The organism is Corallococcus sp. bb12-1, from assembly GCF_026626765.1.
In the GTDB taxonomy this organism is placed as follows: Bacteria; Myxococcota; Myxococcia; order Myxococcales; family Myxococcaceae; genus Corallococcus; species Corallococcus terminator.
In genome coordinates this window covers 242,504-257,425 of record NZ_JAPNJZ010000028.1, presented here as the reverse complement: position 1 = coordinate 257,425, position 14,922 = coordinate 242,504, and the positions used below count along the sequence as shown (strand labels likewise).

Below are 14,922 nucleotides of genomic sequence, written 5' to 3'. Positions count from 1 at the left end.
CCCCATGTTCCCCCAGGGCGCCCCCGTGGGGAGCCCTGCTGGTGGACAGTGTGACCCACCGGGCTTCAAGGGCGGGGGCGGTGCCGCTATGGTCGTCCCCAGCGGGGGACCCGCCCGCCAGGAGCCATGAACTTCGTCTTCATCTCCCCCCACTTCCCGAGCCACTACTTCCACTTCGCCGTCGCGCTGCGCGAGCGCGGCGTGTCCGTGCTGGGCATCGGTGACACGCCCTACGAATCCCTGCGTCCGGAGCTGCGCGAGTCCCTCCGCGAATACTTCTTCGTCCCCAGCCTGACGGACTACGACGCGCTCGTCCGCGCCACCGGCTACCTCACGTGGCGCCACGGCCGCGTGGACCGCATCGAGTCCCTCAACGAGTCCTGGCTCGAAGTCGAAGCCCGCCTGCGCGAGGACTTCCACGCCCCCGGCCTCCAGCCCGCGGACATCCTCAAGCTGCGCTCCAAGTCCGGCATGGCCGAGGTGTTCCACGCCTCCGGTGTCCCCCACCCGGACCTGCTGCGCGTGCGCGACGCGGACCAGGTGAAGACCTTCGCCGCTCGCGTGGGCTACCCGCTCGTGCTCAAGCCCGACGTGGGCGTGGGCGCCGCGCACACGTTCAAGGTCACCACCGACGCGGAGGTGGACGCCGCGCTCGCACACCCGCTGCCCACGTCCTACGTGGCCCAGCCCTTCGTGCGCGGCACCATCGTCACCTACGACGGCATCGTGGACCGCCACGGCGCCATCGTCTTCACGCTCAGCCATGAGTACAGCGACGGCGGCATGGAGACCGTCACCGAACGGCGCGACATCTCCTTCTGGAGCCTCCAGAACATCCCCCCCGCGCTCGACGTGCTGGGCCGTCAGGTGGTCGCCGCCTTCGGCCTGCGCGAGCGCTGGTTCCACCTGGAGTTCTTCCGGCTGCCCGATGGCCGCTTCGTCGTGCTGGAGGCCAACCTGCGCCCGCCCGGTGGCTTCATGACGGACATGATGAACTACACGTGCGACATCGACGTGTATCGGCTCTGGGCCCGCGTCGTGACGGGCGACCCGGTGGCGGACTTCCAGTACACGCCGCGCCACCACGTCTGCCACAGCGCCCGCCGTCACGGCCGCCGCTACCGCCACACCCACGCGCAGATCGTCGAGAAGATGGGCAGCTCGCTCCTCGTCCACCGCGAGCTGCCGCCCATCTACCACAGCCTCCTGGGCGAGGAGATGTACCTCACCCGCCACGCCGACAAGGAAGCGATGCAGGAGGCGGTGCGCTTCATCCAGGCGACGGTGTAGCGCCGGGCTTCAGCGCTCCGTCCAGGTGAGCGAATACACCGTGCCGTCCTGCTCCTCGTGAAGCTTCGTCACGCGAGGAGCCTGCGCGCCGCCCACCTGAAGCACCGCTTCGAAGAGCGACTCCACATAGCCGGGCGCGTCGATGACGGAGTTGATCCGAAGCTCGTAATGCGCGGGGCCTCGTTCGGTCAGCACGGCCTCCGTGTAGTTGTCCGTTCCGCGCAGCACCTCCGGCAGCCGGTGCGCCACGCGCTTCGGACCCAGCAGGCGCATCACGCTCATCACCGCGCGCCCCAGCAGCGTGGCGCCATAGCCCTCGACGTGCGCTCGCGCGAGCCGCCGGAACGCCTCCTCGCGGGGCGTGCCGGGCCAGGTCTCCTCGACGATGATGTGCAGGCACCGCGCCCAGAGCGGCACCGGGTAGAGCGGCAACAGGGGGCGGTCCAGGTCCACGCCGGCCTGCCGCAGCCGCTCGCGCAGGCGGGGAGACACCTGCCCGCGCAGGCCGTGCTGGAGCAGTCCTTCCACGACCTGCACGTAGACATGCCGCTGTTCGGGCGGCACGAACCGGGGCGTGCGCGTCACGAACGCGGGCTCAACCGAGCAGCCACTGCATGGCGCCCGGCAGCCGGCGCTGCCAGTCCTTCTCGTGGTGTTCGCCGCCGGGCTCCAGCACCAGCGACACCTCGTGGTCGCCGTAGCCCAGGCCCTTGAGGTGGTGGAAGAAGTCGAGCGTGCGCTGGCCGTAGTCCAGCGGCAGGCCGCCCACGTGGATGGACTCGGTGGCGCCCGCGTCCAGGTAGATGCGCGTCCAGCGCTGGCTGTGCGCGCGCCACGCGTCGAACAGCCGGTTCTGGCTCCACATCACCGTGGGCGATAGCGCGCCGATGCGGCCGAACACCTGCGGGAACTTCCACCCCAGGTACAGCGAGATGAGGCCGCCCAGCGACGAGCCCATCGTGCCCGTCCACTCGCCGCCCGTGCGCGTGCGGTACGTCCGGTCGATGTATGGCTTGAGCTCCTCCACGAGGAAGCGCCCGTAGGCCTCGCCGCGCGCGACGACGCCGTTGCGAGGCTCGTCCCACGGCGAGTACTCCTGGAAACGGCCCGGCCCGGAGTCCACCGCGACAATGATCCACGGCTCCATCCGGCCCGCGCTCACACCCTCTTCGAGGACGCGGTTGGCGCACCACGTGTGGAAGACGGCGGACTCCGGATGCGCGAACACGTTCTGCCCGTCGTGCATGTAGAGCACCGGGAAGCGGTGGTCCTTCCAGGCGTCGTAGTTGTCCGGCGTGTAGATGCGGACGGTGCGGTTGAATCCCTCCTGGGGAGAGGGGAAGTGGCGAAGGATGTGGACGTGGCCCATGAGCTGTTCTGGGGCCGCGATGTCGGCCCTCACGAAGATGAGGTCCGCAGCATAGCCGCACCGCGCGATGTCTTCGTCGCGAGGAAGGAAGGACCCCCGTCCCTTGCCTGGACGCCAGGTCCGGGGAAGGGATGGGCGGACCTGGGAGGTCACCTTGTAGGGAAGGGTGGTCCCGCTCCTGCAGAGGACCCGCCGCGTGCGTTTCCTCCTTCTCTGCGTGGGGTTGTTCTCGTGGGTCGTGCCCGTCATGGCGCATGCGGCGGTCTATGAGGTCGACCCCGACGACACCGGAGAGCAGTCGTTGTTCGCGCTGCGGGAGGACGGCGCCATCACCGCGGAGACGTTCGTGGCGCTGACGGTGCTGCGGCGCTCGGGGGTGGACCCGGCGCGGGCCTCGCGGGCCAACCTCTACGGTCTGCCCGGCCTGACGTACGCGCGGGTGGATGGGTTGCTGGGGGAGGGGGCCCCGGGTGGGCGGGGGGCGGCGCTGACGGGGGAGGAGCGTCGGCGGTTGGCGCCGTTCCTGAGGCAGGCGGCGCCGGAGCGGGTGTCGGGGGATGCGCGGATGCTGACCGCGTTCGCTGCTTCGGATCCGGTGCTTCCACCGCTGGCGTTGCAGGTGCGCATGGCGGGGCCGGAGGGCTGGCGGGTGGGGCTGCTCACGTCGCTGACGCGGCGGAGGTTGGGCACGGTGCACCGGGATGCGCGGACGCGGACGCTCGTGGCGGAGGCGCCTGGTGTGTCGGTGGTCGTGCCCAAGGTGTACGGGCAGTGGACGGGGACGAGGGCCTCGGTCCTGGTAGGGGCGTACCGGCTGGGCTTCGGACAGCGGCTCACGTTGGACACCACGGGGCTGCCCACGCCGGACGGCTTCCTGCCCGACGACGCCGTGCGAGCGCCCGGAGACGTGGAGCGGTGGTGCTTCCTGGGCGAAGGCGCGTGCACGCCCGAGGAGCGCGCCACGGACGTCACGCCGGACTTCCAATGGGAGGAGGGCTTCCGGGGCGTGGTGGGGACGGTGCGGGGCGCGGTGGGGACGGACGCGGAGGTGTCGGTGACGGGGTTCGGTTCGTACCAGTCGCGCTCGCTCCTCTCGCATGCGCTGGCGGAGCGCTCTTCGTGTGAGGGCGCGCGGGACGGGTGCAAGGCGCCAGCGGTGTGGCTCGGGGGGACGGGGGCGAAGGCGGGGCGCGTGGTGTCCAGGACGTTGCCCGGCGTGTTCCTCGAGTGGGCGGGAGGAGGTCACGCGACGCTCGCCTGGAGTCCACGGGCTCAGGTGGGGGCGACCGCGTGGGGCGCGCGGCCGGTGTGGAGCGTGGAGGGCGCGGCGCTCGATTTCCGCTCCACCGCGGGCTACCCGGCGGGAGGTGGCTTCGGCGCGGTGGGATTCGATGGTGCGTGGGGGCACGGGCCGGTGGACCTCTTCGTGGAGGCGGCACGCAGCTTCGATGCGGCGCCGGGTGGTGGCGGTGGGTTCGGCGTGCTTCAGCGCACGGTGGTGGCGGATCCCTCGAAGGAATTGGAGGTGTCGCTGCGCGCCTACGGACGCGGCTTCGCCAATCCCTACACGGGCGCGGTGTCCGGGCCGGATGAACTGGAGGGCTCGCGGGCCCGGAACGAAGTGGGTGCGCGCGTGCGCTACCTGCACCGGCTGGACGCATGGCGGCTGCGGGGCGAGGTGGACACATGGACGCTGCCCTCGGACGGAGCGGCACCAGGCAGTGCCGGCACGGTGAATCTGCGGGCCTCCGCTCGGGTGGACTGGAAGGCGCATGAGTTGTTCCAGCCCTCGCTGTGGGGCGAGTACCGGGACAAGGACGTAGGCGTGGCGGGGGATTGCTTCGACGGGACGGGAGAGGAGCCCTGCTCGGGGTCACTGCTGCGCGTAGCCGCCCGTGTGAAGGCGGAGCTTCACGATGCCGTGTCCGTGGCCGCGCAGTACGCGCATGCACGAGTGGATGATCCGGTGAATGGGGGCGTGCGCGAGGACGCGCACGCGGTGGCGGAGGCGCAGGTCCGGCCGTGCGAGGCGGTGCGGCTGCGGGGGCGGGCGGTGTGGAAGGACGAGGACCTCGCGACGCGGAACCGACTGGAGCAGTCCTTCCGCACGACGTTCGATGCGAGCTGGGCAGTGGGGGACGCGGTGACGACGCGGGCGCGGTACGCGTGGGTTTTCGACTTGAAGGATGCGCGCGGTGCCCGGACACCGCCGGATGCGCCCCGGCACCTGTTCGCGCTGGAAGTGGAGACGCGGTTCTGAAGGGGGTGGCGTGTGGTGGCTTGGGCAGTGCGGGGATGGGGCGTGAGGCTGTGTCTGGGATTGGGGTTGGGGCTTCTGGGGGCATGTGGATTGCCCGCGTGGGAGGAAGAGGCGGCGGCGTGTGAGGCCTTGCTGCCGGGGGACCTCGTCATCACCGAGTACCTCAACGACCCCGCGGGCGCGGACACCGGGAAGGAGTACGTGGAGCTCCACAACCCGACCCGGGAGACGGTGGACCTGCTGGGCGTGACGCTCTTCACCGCCCGGGAGGAGGGAGCGCAGGAGCGGGCCTATACGCTGACCACGAATCTCCAGGTGGATGCTGGAGCCTTCTTCGTGATGGGCGACGTGCGTGATGGGCCTCTTCCCGAATACGTGGACCAGACCTATGGCGATGCGCTCGGTGCGCTGGGGAACAGCGGTGGGCTCGTGGGGCTGCGCTGTGGGACGCGCCTGCTGGACTCGGTGGAACTCGCCACGCCGTCGAAGTCGGGAGCGGCTCGCACCTACGACGGTCGGCTCGTGCCGGACGCGGAGGGCAATGACGATCCTTCGCGCTGGTGCGATGCACCGGAAGTCGTGCCGGGTGGAACCCGTGGCAGTCCCGGCACCTCGAATGCGACATGCCCTGGCACCACGGACGGTGGCGCGCCGGTCGTGGATGCAGGGACGTGTCTGCCTCCGGGGGCGGTCGCGCCCCGGGACATCCGGGCACCCCGTCCGGGCGACCTGCTCATCACCGAGGTGATGGCCAACCCGCGCGGCGACGACACGGTGGGGGAATGGCTGGAGGTGCGCGCCACCGCGCCCGTGGACCTCAATGGCCTCACGGTGGGGACGGACACGTCGGGCACGCGTCTGGAGTCGGAGCGTTGCCTGTCACTCGCGGCGGGTGAATCCGCGCTGCTGGCCCGGCGGCGGGAGTCGGAGGTGAACGGCGGGCTTCCGGAACCCCTGGCCACGTTCTCCGTGGACCTGCGCAACGCGGGCGGTGTCGTCGCCGTGCGCGCGGGGACCGTGCTCATCGACAGCGCGCTGTACGGCCCGGCCCAGGATGGTGTTGCCACCCAGGTGTCGGCGCCACTCACGGACGATGCGAAGAACAACGACGCGCTGACGGCATGGTGCACGGCCACGGAGCCCTACGGCGACCGGGGGAACCTGGGCACGCCGGGAAGAACCAACCGCACCTGCTCCGGGATGGACGCGGGGGTATCCCAGGCCGGCTGCATCGACCGGACGACGGGGCAGTCGCGCGCGCCCCGTGTTCCGACCGCGGGCTCGCTGGTGCTCACCGAGTTCCTGGCGGATCCCTCCGCCGCACCAGACGCGCTGGGCGAATGGGTGGAGGTGCTCGCGTTGCGCGACGTGGACCTCAATGGGGTGATGCTCGCCAACGAGACCGGCGGCACCCTGCTGGAGTCCGCGCTGTGCCTGTCGGTGAAGGCGGGCGGCTACGCCGTCCTCGCACGCTCCGAGGACGCGTCGCTCAACGGAGGGCTCTCCGGAGTGCTCGATACGTTCGGGTTCAGCCTGGGCAATGGCGCGGGGTCGCATGTCCTGAAGCTGGTGGTGCAGGGCACCGTGCTGGACTCGGTGGCCTTCGCGCAGGCCGCGGTCTCCGGTGCGTCCTCGCAGCTCGACGCGCGCGTACGGGATGCGTCCGGCAACGATGCGGCCGGTGCCTTCTGTCCGACCCCCGTCGGGGTGACGTACGGCGCGGGAGACCGGGGCACCCCGGGCCGCGAGAACCGGACGTGCGCGCCATGAGGACGCCAGGCATGGGATGCCTGCTGCTGCTCACCTTCCTCCTGGCTTGCGGCGAGGGAGAAGGGGAGTGCGGCCCTTCCACGGGCGTGGTGACGCAGGTCATCGACGGGGACACGGTGGTGCTCCAGGACGGCGAGCGGATCCGCTACCTGCTCGCCGACACACCGGAGACGACGCGTGGCCACCACGACTGCTTCGGCGAGGAAGCGGCGGCCTTCAACCGCTCGCTCGTGGAGGGCCGCACGGTGCGGCTGCGGGACGCGGAGGCGTGCACGGACCGCTTCGGCCGGCGGCTGGCCTATGTGTCCGTGGACGGCCACGACGTGAACGCGTTGCTCGTGGAGCGCGGGTACGCGTGCACGCTGTTCGTCCCGCCGGCCGGCACATCCCGGCGCGGCGAATTCGAAGCCCTGGAGGTCGAGGCCCGCCGGGCCCGCCGGGGGCTGTGGGGCCGCTGCCCGGCGCCGTGTTCGAAGGGACGGCGCCCGTCAGCGACAGCCCTACGGCAGCGCGTCCGTCACCGCCATCTTGAGCTCCCGGTCCAGCGGCCAGGCCGCCGGGAAGCGCGACGTGGTGAGGTCCAGCGTGCCGTCCGTGAGCTTCGCGTGGAAGCTGTAGCCCACGAACAGCCGCAGCTTGCGCACCTGTTCCTTGAGCACCGCCCCGGTGTCGGGCGTGGTGGCCAGCGCGCTGACGACCTCGCCCGTGCGCTCGATGAGCCAGGCCAGGCCCTGCACGGTGCTGGCCGCGTCCAGGTCCGTGCCCGGACCGAACTCCGCGGTCACCGGCGTGCCCAGCGCCGTGGACAGCTTGTCGGCCATCGCGGGCAGGTGCCGCCGCAGGTGCATGGGCGAGGACTCGGGCATCGACTTGGCCGGGGTGGCCAGCACGGTCGCGTCGTGCAGGGTGATGGCTTCGATGACCCCGTCCGGCACGAACGTCACATCCATGCCCTCGTCCCGCGAGCCATACCCGCCCGACGTGTTCATCAGCACGCCCCGGCCCTGTCGGAACTCTCCGTACTCCCGGAGGACGCCCACCACCTCACGCCCGCTGCGCAGGTACAGCGTCACCTGCGGCAGGTTCAGGGGCAGGCCCTCGTTGCGGCGTGACATGAGGATGCTCATCGCCTCCATCACCTCCCAGACGCTGCGCACGTGCCCGCGGCCCAGGCACTCCAGCGGATCCACCGGTTTGGTGGTGGTCATGGCTGGCCCCCTTCCTTCGGATCCTGCCCCCGGGGACATGTCCTCGACTGCGGCTGCTGGAGTGCCGCGCCCTGTACGAAGGTCCTACGGTCCGCGAATTCCATGATCCGATTCCTCCCGTGTGTCTTGCCGGCAGTCTCGCCCATGTCGGTGACAGGACCCAGCGGCGCGCGAACGCCTTCCATGGTCGCCTGCCACCCCCTGGGGTCCCATCCCAGAGGTGGGCAACCCACCCCACCCCCTCCCGCAAGCCCCATCCAACCTGGAGGACGGCATGCCCATCTTCTCTCCACTCCGGGTGCGTCCAGGGAGCAGGGACACGGTGAAACCCAAACTTCCGACAGCAGGCGTCCTGCTTCAACAGACGGGTGTCTCCGGAGGGGCGGAAGCCTGCTCGCCGGCGGTGGGTCCTGTCCCTGCTCGCCGCCGCGAAGGCGCCGTCCAGGCAGGGCTGGAGTCCGCCGCAGGCGGGGGTTCGTGGCCGCGTGGGGCGTCGGCATGAACCCCTTCGCCTCCACGGCGGACTCGCTCGCGGACCTCGTACAGGGGCAGCGTGAGGGCATCGTCCGGCGTTGGGTGGCCCGGCTGGGCGCTTCCTTCGGGGACAACCCCTCCGCGCTCCCGAAGCGTCTGCAGCGGATGTTCCAACTGGTGGATGGGCTGGTCCTCTCCCTGCGTCAGGAACCAGGGACACAATGGGCCGAGGGCCCGGCCCGGGAGCCGGCCCGCGACCATGGCCGCGAACACTTCCATTCCGGTGCAGGGGTGGAAGCCCTCGTGGAGGAGTACAGCCTGCTGCGTGAGGCCCTCCTGGACGCGCTGGAGGAGTCCCGCCGCCCGTTGAGACCGGAGGAGCTGCGGGCGCTCTGGCGCGCCCTGGACGGGGGCCTGACGGAGTCGGTGGGGCACTTCGTCCATGAACACGAGCAGGTGTTGAGGACGCGCGAGGGACGGCTGCAGACCATCCTGGACCATGCGCCGGCGGCCATCTACGCCAAGGACGCGCAGGGGCGCTACCTCTTCATCAACCACCCCTTCGAGGTCATCTCCGGCCACACCCGGCGCACGGTGCTGGGCCACTCCGACCTGGAGCTGTTCCCCCGGCCCACGGCGGAGCAGTTCCTGGAGCACGACCGGCAGGTGATGAAGGAGCGCAGGTCGCTGGTGTTCGACGAGGATGTGCCCCAGTCCGACGGACTCCACACCTACCACACGATGAAGTTCCCCCTGCCCACCGTTGCGGATGGCGAAGCGTGGGCCGTGTGCGGCATCTCCACCGACACCACCGCCACCCGCGTGCTGCTCCAGGAGCGCGACGAGGCCCGCGAGCAGTTGCAGCGCGTGCTCACCCAGATCCCCGTCGTCCTGTGGGCCTTCGACGCCGAGGGCATCATCACCCTGGTGGAGGGCGAAGGGGTCCCGGCCGTGGCCGGGCAGTCCGAGGCGATGCGCGGGCGCTCCGTGTTCGAGCTGCTGCGGGACCGGCGGGACGTGCTGGAGGTCATCCTGCGCGCGCTGGCCGGAGAGCGGCTGTCCACCGAGCTGTACATGTTCGACATCTGGTTCGAGGTCCGCTTCCTGCCGGTGTTCGACGCGGCCGGCCGGGTCGTGAGCGTGTCGGGCGTGTCGCTGGACATCACCGAGCGGCGCCGGGCGGAGCAGGAGCTGCGCGAGTCGGAGACGCGCTACCGGCTGGCCACCCTGGCCACCCGCGACCTCATCTGGGACTGGGATCTGCTGACGAATGAGATCCACTGGAGCGAGCTGGCGGCGCGCATCCTGCGGCTGGACACGTCCCGGGGGCCGCCCCTGATGGACATGGAATGGTGGACGTCCAGCCTGCACCCCGAGGACCGCGCGCGGGTGACCCGCGAACTCCTGGATGCCATCGACAGTCCGGAGGGCCGCTGGGTGTCGTCCTTCCGGCTGCGGCGGGGCGACGGCACCTGGGCCTTCGTCGAGGACCGGGGCCGCGTGGTGAAGACCCTCCAGGGCCACCCGGTCCGCATGGTGGGCGCCATGCAGGACGTCACCGACCGGCACGAGGCCGAGACGGAGGCGAAGCGCCGCGCGGAGTTCGAACAGCTGCTCATCGGCATCGTGGGACACGACCTGCGCAACCCCATCTCCGCCATCACCATGGCGGCCGCGAGCCTGGCGCGGCGCGAGGACGCGGATCCGCGCGAACAGAAAGCCGTCGCCCGCATCCTCTCCAGCGCGGAGCGCGCCAACCGCATGCTGCACGACGTGCTGGACTTCACCCAGGCACGGTTGGGCGGCGGCATCCCCATGTCGCCCCGCGCGGTGGATCTCCTGGAGCTGGTGCGCCAGGTGATGGACGAAGTGCAGCAGGCCCACCCCGACCGGCGGCTGGAGGTGGACCACCGGGGCAACGCCCACCTGTCGTGCGACCCGGACCGGCTGGCACAGGTCATCACCAACCTGGTGAACAACGCGCTCGCGTACGGGGACGCCCTCTGCCCGGTGCGCGTGCGGCTGCGCGGTCAGGCGGGGGGGGTGACGCTCGCGGTGAACAACCAGGGCCGCCCGATTCCGCCCAACCTGATGCCGCACCTGTTCGAACCCCTCAAGCGCGCGGAGCTCAGCGAGGGCAACCGCACGGCCCACGGGCTGGGACTGGGGCTGTTCATCGTGAAGCACATCGTGGATGCGCACGCGGGCCGCCTGCGCGTGCGCTCCAACGCCCAGGATGGCACCACGTTCCTCGTGCACCTGCCACGCCATTCCCCGCTGCAAGGCGGCGGGTGAGGCGCCGCGCTCGTCAGAGGCGGGAGCGCCACACGAGCGCGCCCCACAGCGCGACCAGCACGGGCAGCGCCCCGGCGGTGAGCAGCGCGCCATGCGGTCCGGCCGTCTCCAGCAGCACGGCCACCAGGCCGCTGCCCAGCCCCAGGCCCAGCGCGAAGCAGGCGTTGGAGAGCGAGAAGCCCTCCGCCTGGCGGCCGTCCGGAAGCTTCCGCTGGAGCAGCGTCGCCTGCATCGCCGCCTGCGGCGCGAGGAAGATGCCCGCCGCAGCCAGCGCCGCGCCCAGGGCCCAGAGGTTCGCCACCAGCGCCAGCGGCACCAGCAGCACGCCCCACAGCGCGAGGAACAAGAGACAGCGCCGCAGGATGACGCCGTCCTGGGTGACGCGCCCCTTCAGCGTGCTGGTGTACAGCAGGCCGCCCACGGCGCTCGCGGCGGACAGGAGCGCGGTGAGTCCGCCCCAGGCCTCGGGACGTGAGCCCACCTGAAGCAGCCGGGGCGGCAGCGCCGCGTCCACCACGCCCCAACTCACCCCGACCGCCAGCGACGACAGGTACAAGAGCCTCGGCAGTCCCTGGAAGAAGGGGGCGAGCGACGCAATCGTGGCGGCCACCCGGGGGCCGGGCGCAGGCTCGCGGTCTGGCAGGAAGAGGTTGAGCGCCAGCGCCGACAGCCCCGTCAGCGCGATGGCGCCCACGCCCAGGGTCGCATCGGCCAGCGCGAGCATGCCCACCATCGAGGGGCCCAATATCCACTGCACCTCCATCAGCACCGCGTCGATGGCGAACGCCGCCTCCAGCCGCGCCCTGGGGACCAGCGCTGGAAGGAGCGCGCGGTAGGCCGCGACGACCCCCGCGGGCACCACGCCACCCGCCACCGACAGCGGCAACAGCAGCCACAGGGACGCCTTGAAGAAGCAGGCGAGCGCGAGCGCCAGGAACACGGCGGCCTGGGCGAGCAGGGGATTGCGCAGTCCGCCCGGCAGACGACGCTGGTCGAGGGTGCGGCCCCGGAAGGGGGCCGCCACAGCCATGCCCATCGCGTAGCCACTGGCCATCCACGCCCCCTGTGAGAACGCGCCCGTGGCCTGCTCTCCCGCCAGCAGCAACGCGAAGGGCGCCATGGTCCCGCCCAGCCGCGCGAACGAACTCGCCAGCACCCAGCGGCGCCAGCCGGAATCGCCCCACAACTCCCGTTGCGCCCTCCATGAACCGTCCACTTGAGGATGCGCCACGTCCAGCCCCGGAGGACCGCCGGGCTGTCCGGCCCGCACGTCCTCCATGTCCTCCGGGCCCGGGATGGAGGCCGGGCCGTCCGGTCGCGGGGAACCGCCGGACGGCCCGGTGCTCGCGTCCCCCGGGCCGGGTGCGGGGCTCTCGTCGTCGGGCGCGGGGGAACCGCTGGGCTGCCCGGCCCGCACGTCTTCCAGGCCCGGCGCGGAGGCCGCGCCGGACGTCCCCCGCGTCTTGTCCCCGGCCGCATGCTCCCGTCCCGCCATGCGCGTCTTCCTAGCGGAGATGGGCCCGGCCGTCTGCCGGGCCCCGGCCCTGTTCATCCGGGAAGCGGGGGCGCGCTTGCCCTGGGCGGACGGCCCGGGTAGCAACAGGGCCTCCGGTGGGGATGGCCTTGCCTTCCGGGCGTGGAGCGGAGCGGCGCAATGAACAAGAAGTGGGTCATCGGTGGGGTGCTGGGTGTCGTGGGGCTCGTCGCGGTGGGCCTGCTGGGGCTCGTCGCGCTGGGCTACTGGGCGGACCGTGGGATGGACGGCTCGGGCGTGGACGCGCTCATGGATTCGCAGGCCCTCACCCAGCGGTTCGCGGAGCTCAACACCCGCCATCCCTTCAAGCCACCTCCGGCGGGCCAGGTGCTGACGCTGGACGAGGCGCGGCTCGCGCCCTACCTGGCCGTGCGCGAGGCGACCCTGCCCGCCTACGCCATCCTGGCGAAGGAGTCCGTCGAGTTCGTGCAGAAGTACAGCGCCGCGCTGGACCGCCGCGACTCGCGCACCCTGCTCAAGGCCGCCGGGGCCTCCATGCGGATGCTGGGCAAGGCCCAGGCCGTCCTCGCCACGAACCTGGAGGCCCAGCGCATGTCGCCCCTGGAGTTCCAGGCCATCACCGCCGTGGTGTACCCGCCGCCCCCGGCCGCGCCGCCCGCCGGAGAACCGGCGCAGGCCGCCGTGTCGCTGCCTTCCGCGCCAGAGAACCTCGCGCTCCTGGAGCAGCAGCTCGCCGCGCTCACGCCCCAACTGGAGGATCCGAAGCTCCCCGAAGCGCAGCGGCTCCAACTGGAGCAGCGCCGCGCGGGCCTGCGCAAGTACATCACCACGCTGGAGCAGGCCGCGGGCAAGGACGTGAAGGAGGCCAACGCCGCGCTCCTGGAGAAGCACCGCGAGCGCGTCGCGAAGGCGGCGAACCGCACCTTCGACGACCTGCTGGTGAACCCGCGGCCTTCGGGCACCTCGCGGCGCCCTGCGCGCTGAGGCTCAGGCCTGCACCTCGCGCGTCCGGTGCGCGAGGCTCGCCCCCACCGCGGCGCCGATGACGACCAGGATGATGCCCACCGACAGGAGCGGCGGGATGTGCACCCACTGCTCCACCGCCATCTTCACGCCCGCGAACGCCAGCACCCCCGCCAGCCCGTAGTGCAGGTAGCGCAGTTGCCCCACCGCCCCGGCGATGACCAGGTACAGCGCGCGCAGCCCCAGGATGGCGAAGGCGTTGGAGCTGTAGAGGATGAACGTGTCGGTGGTGACGGAGAACGCCGCCGGCACCGAGTCCACCGCGAACAGGATGTCCGTCACCTCCAGCCCGATGAGCGCCAGCAAGAGCGGCGTCACCCGCCGGCGGCCCTGGTGCTTCACGAAGAAGTGCGGCCCCTCCACCTGGTCGCTCACCGGAAGCCTTCGCGACAGCCACCGCACCACACGGTTGTCCTGCTGCTTCGACGGATCCTCGCGGAACACGCGCCACGCGGTGATGAGCAGGATGGCGCCGAAGACGTACGACACCCAGCCCCAGCGCTGCAGCGCCGCCGCCCCCACGAAGATGAACAGCGCCCGGAACACCAGCGCGCCGAAGATGCCCAGGAACAGCACCTCGTGCTGGTACTTCTGGGGCACGTTCAGGCTGCGGAAGATGACGAGGAAGACGAAGACGTTGTCCAGGCTCAGGCTCTTCTCGATGAGCCACGCCGCCAGGTATTCGTGGCCGCGCTCGCTGCCCAGCGTCACCCACACGAAGCCACAGAAGGCCAGCCCCAACCCCACCCACGCCAGACTCCACAGGATGGCCGCGCGGCGCGACTGGCCCCGCCCGCCCCGGTGGGCCAGCAGATCCACCACCAGCAGCGCCAGCAGCAACGCCCAGAACACGATCCAGGCCCAGGAAGGGGTGCTTTGCATGACCCCTGTAAACTAGGCATTCCCCCGATTTCCGCTCGGACACGGACGCGGCCAGGAGTCATGCCTTACCCAGATTCCTCGCTTGACGCGGTGCGTTGTATGGTGTTGGAACAGTCGGGGTGCGGGTTGTCTTCTCCCTCGCACAGGATGTGATACTTCCCTGGAAGGCTTGAACCTCATGATTCTCAACACTCCAAAGGCGGTGCGATGAACACGGTCATCTTCGCTTGTAAGCAGAGTGCGGGCAGCTCGCAGATCGCAGCGGCCTTCTTCAACGTGATGGCGGATCCCTCGAAGGTCCGGGCGATCGCGGCGGGGACGCAGTCGGCCGACCGGGTGCAGCCTGAAGTGCTGGCCACGATGAAGGACATCACCGTGGACATGACGGGCGCGAAGCCGACGCAGTTGACGCCGGAGCTGGCCAAGAGCGCCCAGGTGCTGGTGACGCTGGGCAGCGTGTCCGAAGTGCCGACCACCGCGGGCCAGGAGCGCGTGGAGTGGGTGATGATCGAGGACACGGAAGGCAAGTCCGGAGCGGACGTGGAGAAGATCCGCGACACGCTGGCGGCCCTGGTGTCGGGCTTCATCGAGAGCCACGGCTGGGAACGTCCTCCCGCGCCTTGAGCCGCACGCAGGACCCGCGGGGCACTTTTTTTCCGCGGGGAGGGTGCAGCAGCACGGACCCCTTCCGTGAATCGTGGGTGCCCGGGCCCGAGGACGGGCGGGCGGACGGTTCAAGCGGAAGGGAAGGGGACCCGCGACAGGACGTCGTGGGTCGGGGGGGCCAGCCGGGCCGTGGCGGTGTGAAATGGCGGGTGGCTTGAAATGAGAGGTGGGCTTGCCGCACGCTGTGTTC

At 71.0% G+C, this 14,922-nt stretch carries 11 protein-coding genes and 1 pseudogene; 7 read left to right on the top strand and 5 right to left on the bottom strand.

Annotation, left to right across the window (positions count from 1 at the left end):
- Window positions 1-126: 126 nt before the first annotated feature.
- Window positions 127-1,290: an ATP-grasp domain-containing protein gene (locus OV208_RS34955; RefSeq protein ID WP_267578261.1), complete on the top strand. Its 1,164-nt coding sequence runs from the start codon at window positions 127-129 to the stop codon at window positions 1,288-1,290.
- Between the two features lie 9 nt (window positions 1,291-1,299).
- On the opposite strand, the gene OV208_RS34950 is transcribed toward OV208_RS34955, so the two are convergent.
- Together OV208_RS34950 and OV208_RS34945 are read right to left on the bottom strand one after the other, a co-directional pair.
- Window positions 1,300-1,875 carry a DUF2378 family protein gene (locus OV208_RS34950; protein WP_267578260.1) on the bottom strand — a complete coding sequence of 192 codons (576 nt, stop codon included), beginning with the start codon at window positions 1,873-1,875 and terminating at the stop codon, window positions 1,300-1,302.
- Window positions 1,876-1,885: 10 nt separating this feature from the next.
- A complete protein-coding gene (locus OV208_RS34945; RefSeq protein ID WP_267578528.1) occupies window positions 1,886-2,659 on the bottom strand; it encodes an alpha/beta hydrolase in 774 nt (257 codons plus the stop codon).
- Between the two features lie 196 nt (window positions 2,660-2,855).
- Here OV208_RS34945 and OV208_RS34940 point away from each other — a divergent pair, with 196 nt between their 5' ends.
- The 3 genes and pseudogenes from OV208_RS34940 to OV208_RS34930 form a co-directional block, all read left to right on the top strand.
- Window positions 2,856-4,919, top strand: coding sequence for a hypothetical protein (locus tag OV208_RS34940; protein ID WP_267578259.1), 2,064 nt, complete (start codon window positions 2,856-2,858; stop codon window positions 4,917-4,919).
- A gap of 42 nt (window positions 4,920-4,961) precedes the next feature.
- The gene (locus tag OV208_RS34935; RefSeq protein WP_267578258.1) at window positions 4,962-6,689 is read left to right on the top strand and encodes a hypothetical protein; all 1,728 of its coding nucleotides are present in this window, start codon (window positions 4,962-4,964) and stop codon (window positions 6,687-6,689) included.
- Window positions 6,686-7,126, top strand: a pseudogene (locus tag OV208_RS34930) (thermonuclease family protein); the annotation flags it as partial. The gene OV208_RS34935 and the pseudogene OV208_RS34930, both read left to right, overlap by 4 nt.
- Before the next feature lie 63 nt (window positions 7,127-7,189).
- On the opposite strand, the gene OV208_RS34925 reads toward OV208_RS34930, so the two are convergent.
- Entirely contained in the window at window positions 7,190-7,897 is a 708-nt protein-coding gene (locus OV208_RS34925) for a hypothetical protein (protein WP_267578257.1), read from the bottom strand.
- A gap of 498 nt (window positions 7,898-8,395) precedes the next feature.
- Here OV208_RS34925 and OV208_RS34920 point away from each other — a divergent pair, with 498 nt between their 5' ends.
- Window positions 8,396-10,666 (top strand): PAS domain-containing sensor histidine kinase, encoded by a 2,271-nt coding sequence (locus OV208_RS34920; protein WP_267578256.1) that lies wholly within the window; start codon window positions 8,396-8,398, stop codon window positions 10,664-10,666.
- A 13-nt stretch (window positions 10,667-10,679) separates the two neighbouring features.
- Here OV208_RS34920 and OV208_RS34915 read toward each other — a convergent pair whose 3' ends face one another.
- Complete coding sequence (locus OV208_RS34915; protein WP_267578255.1) at window positions 10,680-12,161, bottom strand: MFS transporter; 1,482 nt, start codon at window positions 12,159-12,161, stop codon at window positions 10,680-10,682.
- Between the two features lie 159 nt (window positions 12,162-12,320).
- Here OV208_RS34915 and OV208_RS34910 point away from each other — a divergent pair, with 159 nt between their 5' ends.
- A complete protein-coding gene (locus OV208_RS34910) occupies window positions 12,321-13,145 on the top strand; it encodes a hypothetical protein (protein WP_267578254.1) in 825 nt (274 codons plus the stop codon).
- A gap of 3 nt (window positions 13,146-13,148) precedes the next feature.
- Here OV208_RS34910 and OV208_RS34905 read toward each other — a convergent pair whose 3' ends face one another.
- Window positions 13,149-14,066, bottom strand: a complete 918-nt coding sequence (locus OV208_RS34905) for a TerC/Alx family metal homeostasis membrane protein (RefSeq protein ID WP_267578253.1) — start codon at window positions 14,064-14,066, stop codon at window positions 13,149-13,151.
- A 207-nt stretch (window positions 14,067-14,273) separates the two neighbouring features.
- On the opposite strand from OV208_RS34905, the gene OV208_RS34900 reads away from it, so the two are divergent.
- Complete coding sequence (locus OV208_RS34900) at window positions 14,274-14,690, top strand: arsenate reductase ArsC (RefSeq protein ID WP_120541241.1); 417 nt, start codon at window positions 14,274-14,276, stop codon at window positions 14,688-14,690.
- The last annotated feature ends 232 nt before the right edge of the window (window positions 14,691-14,922 follow it).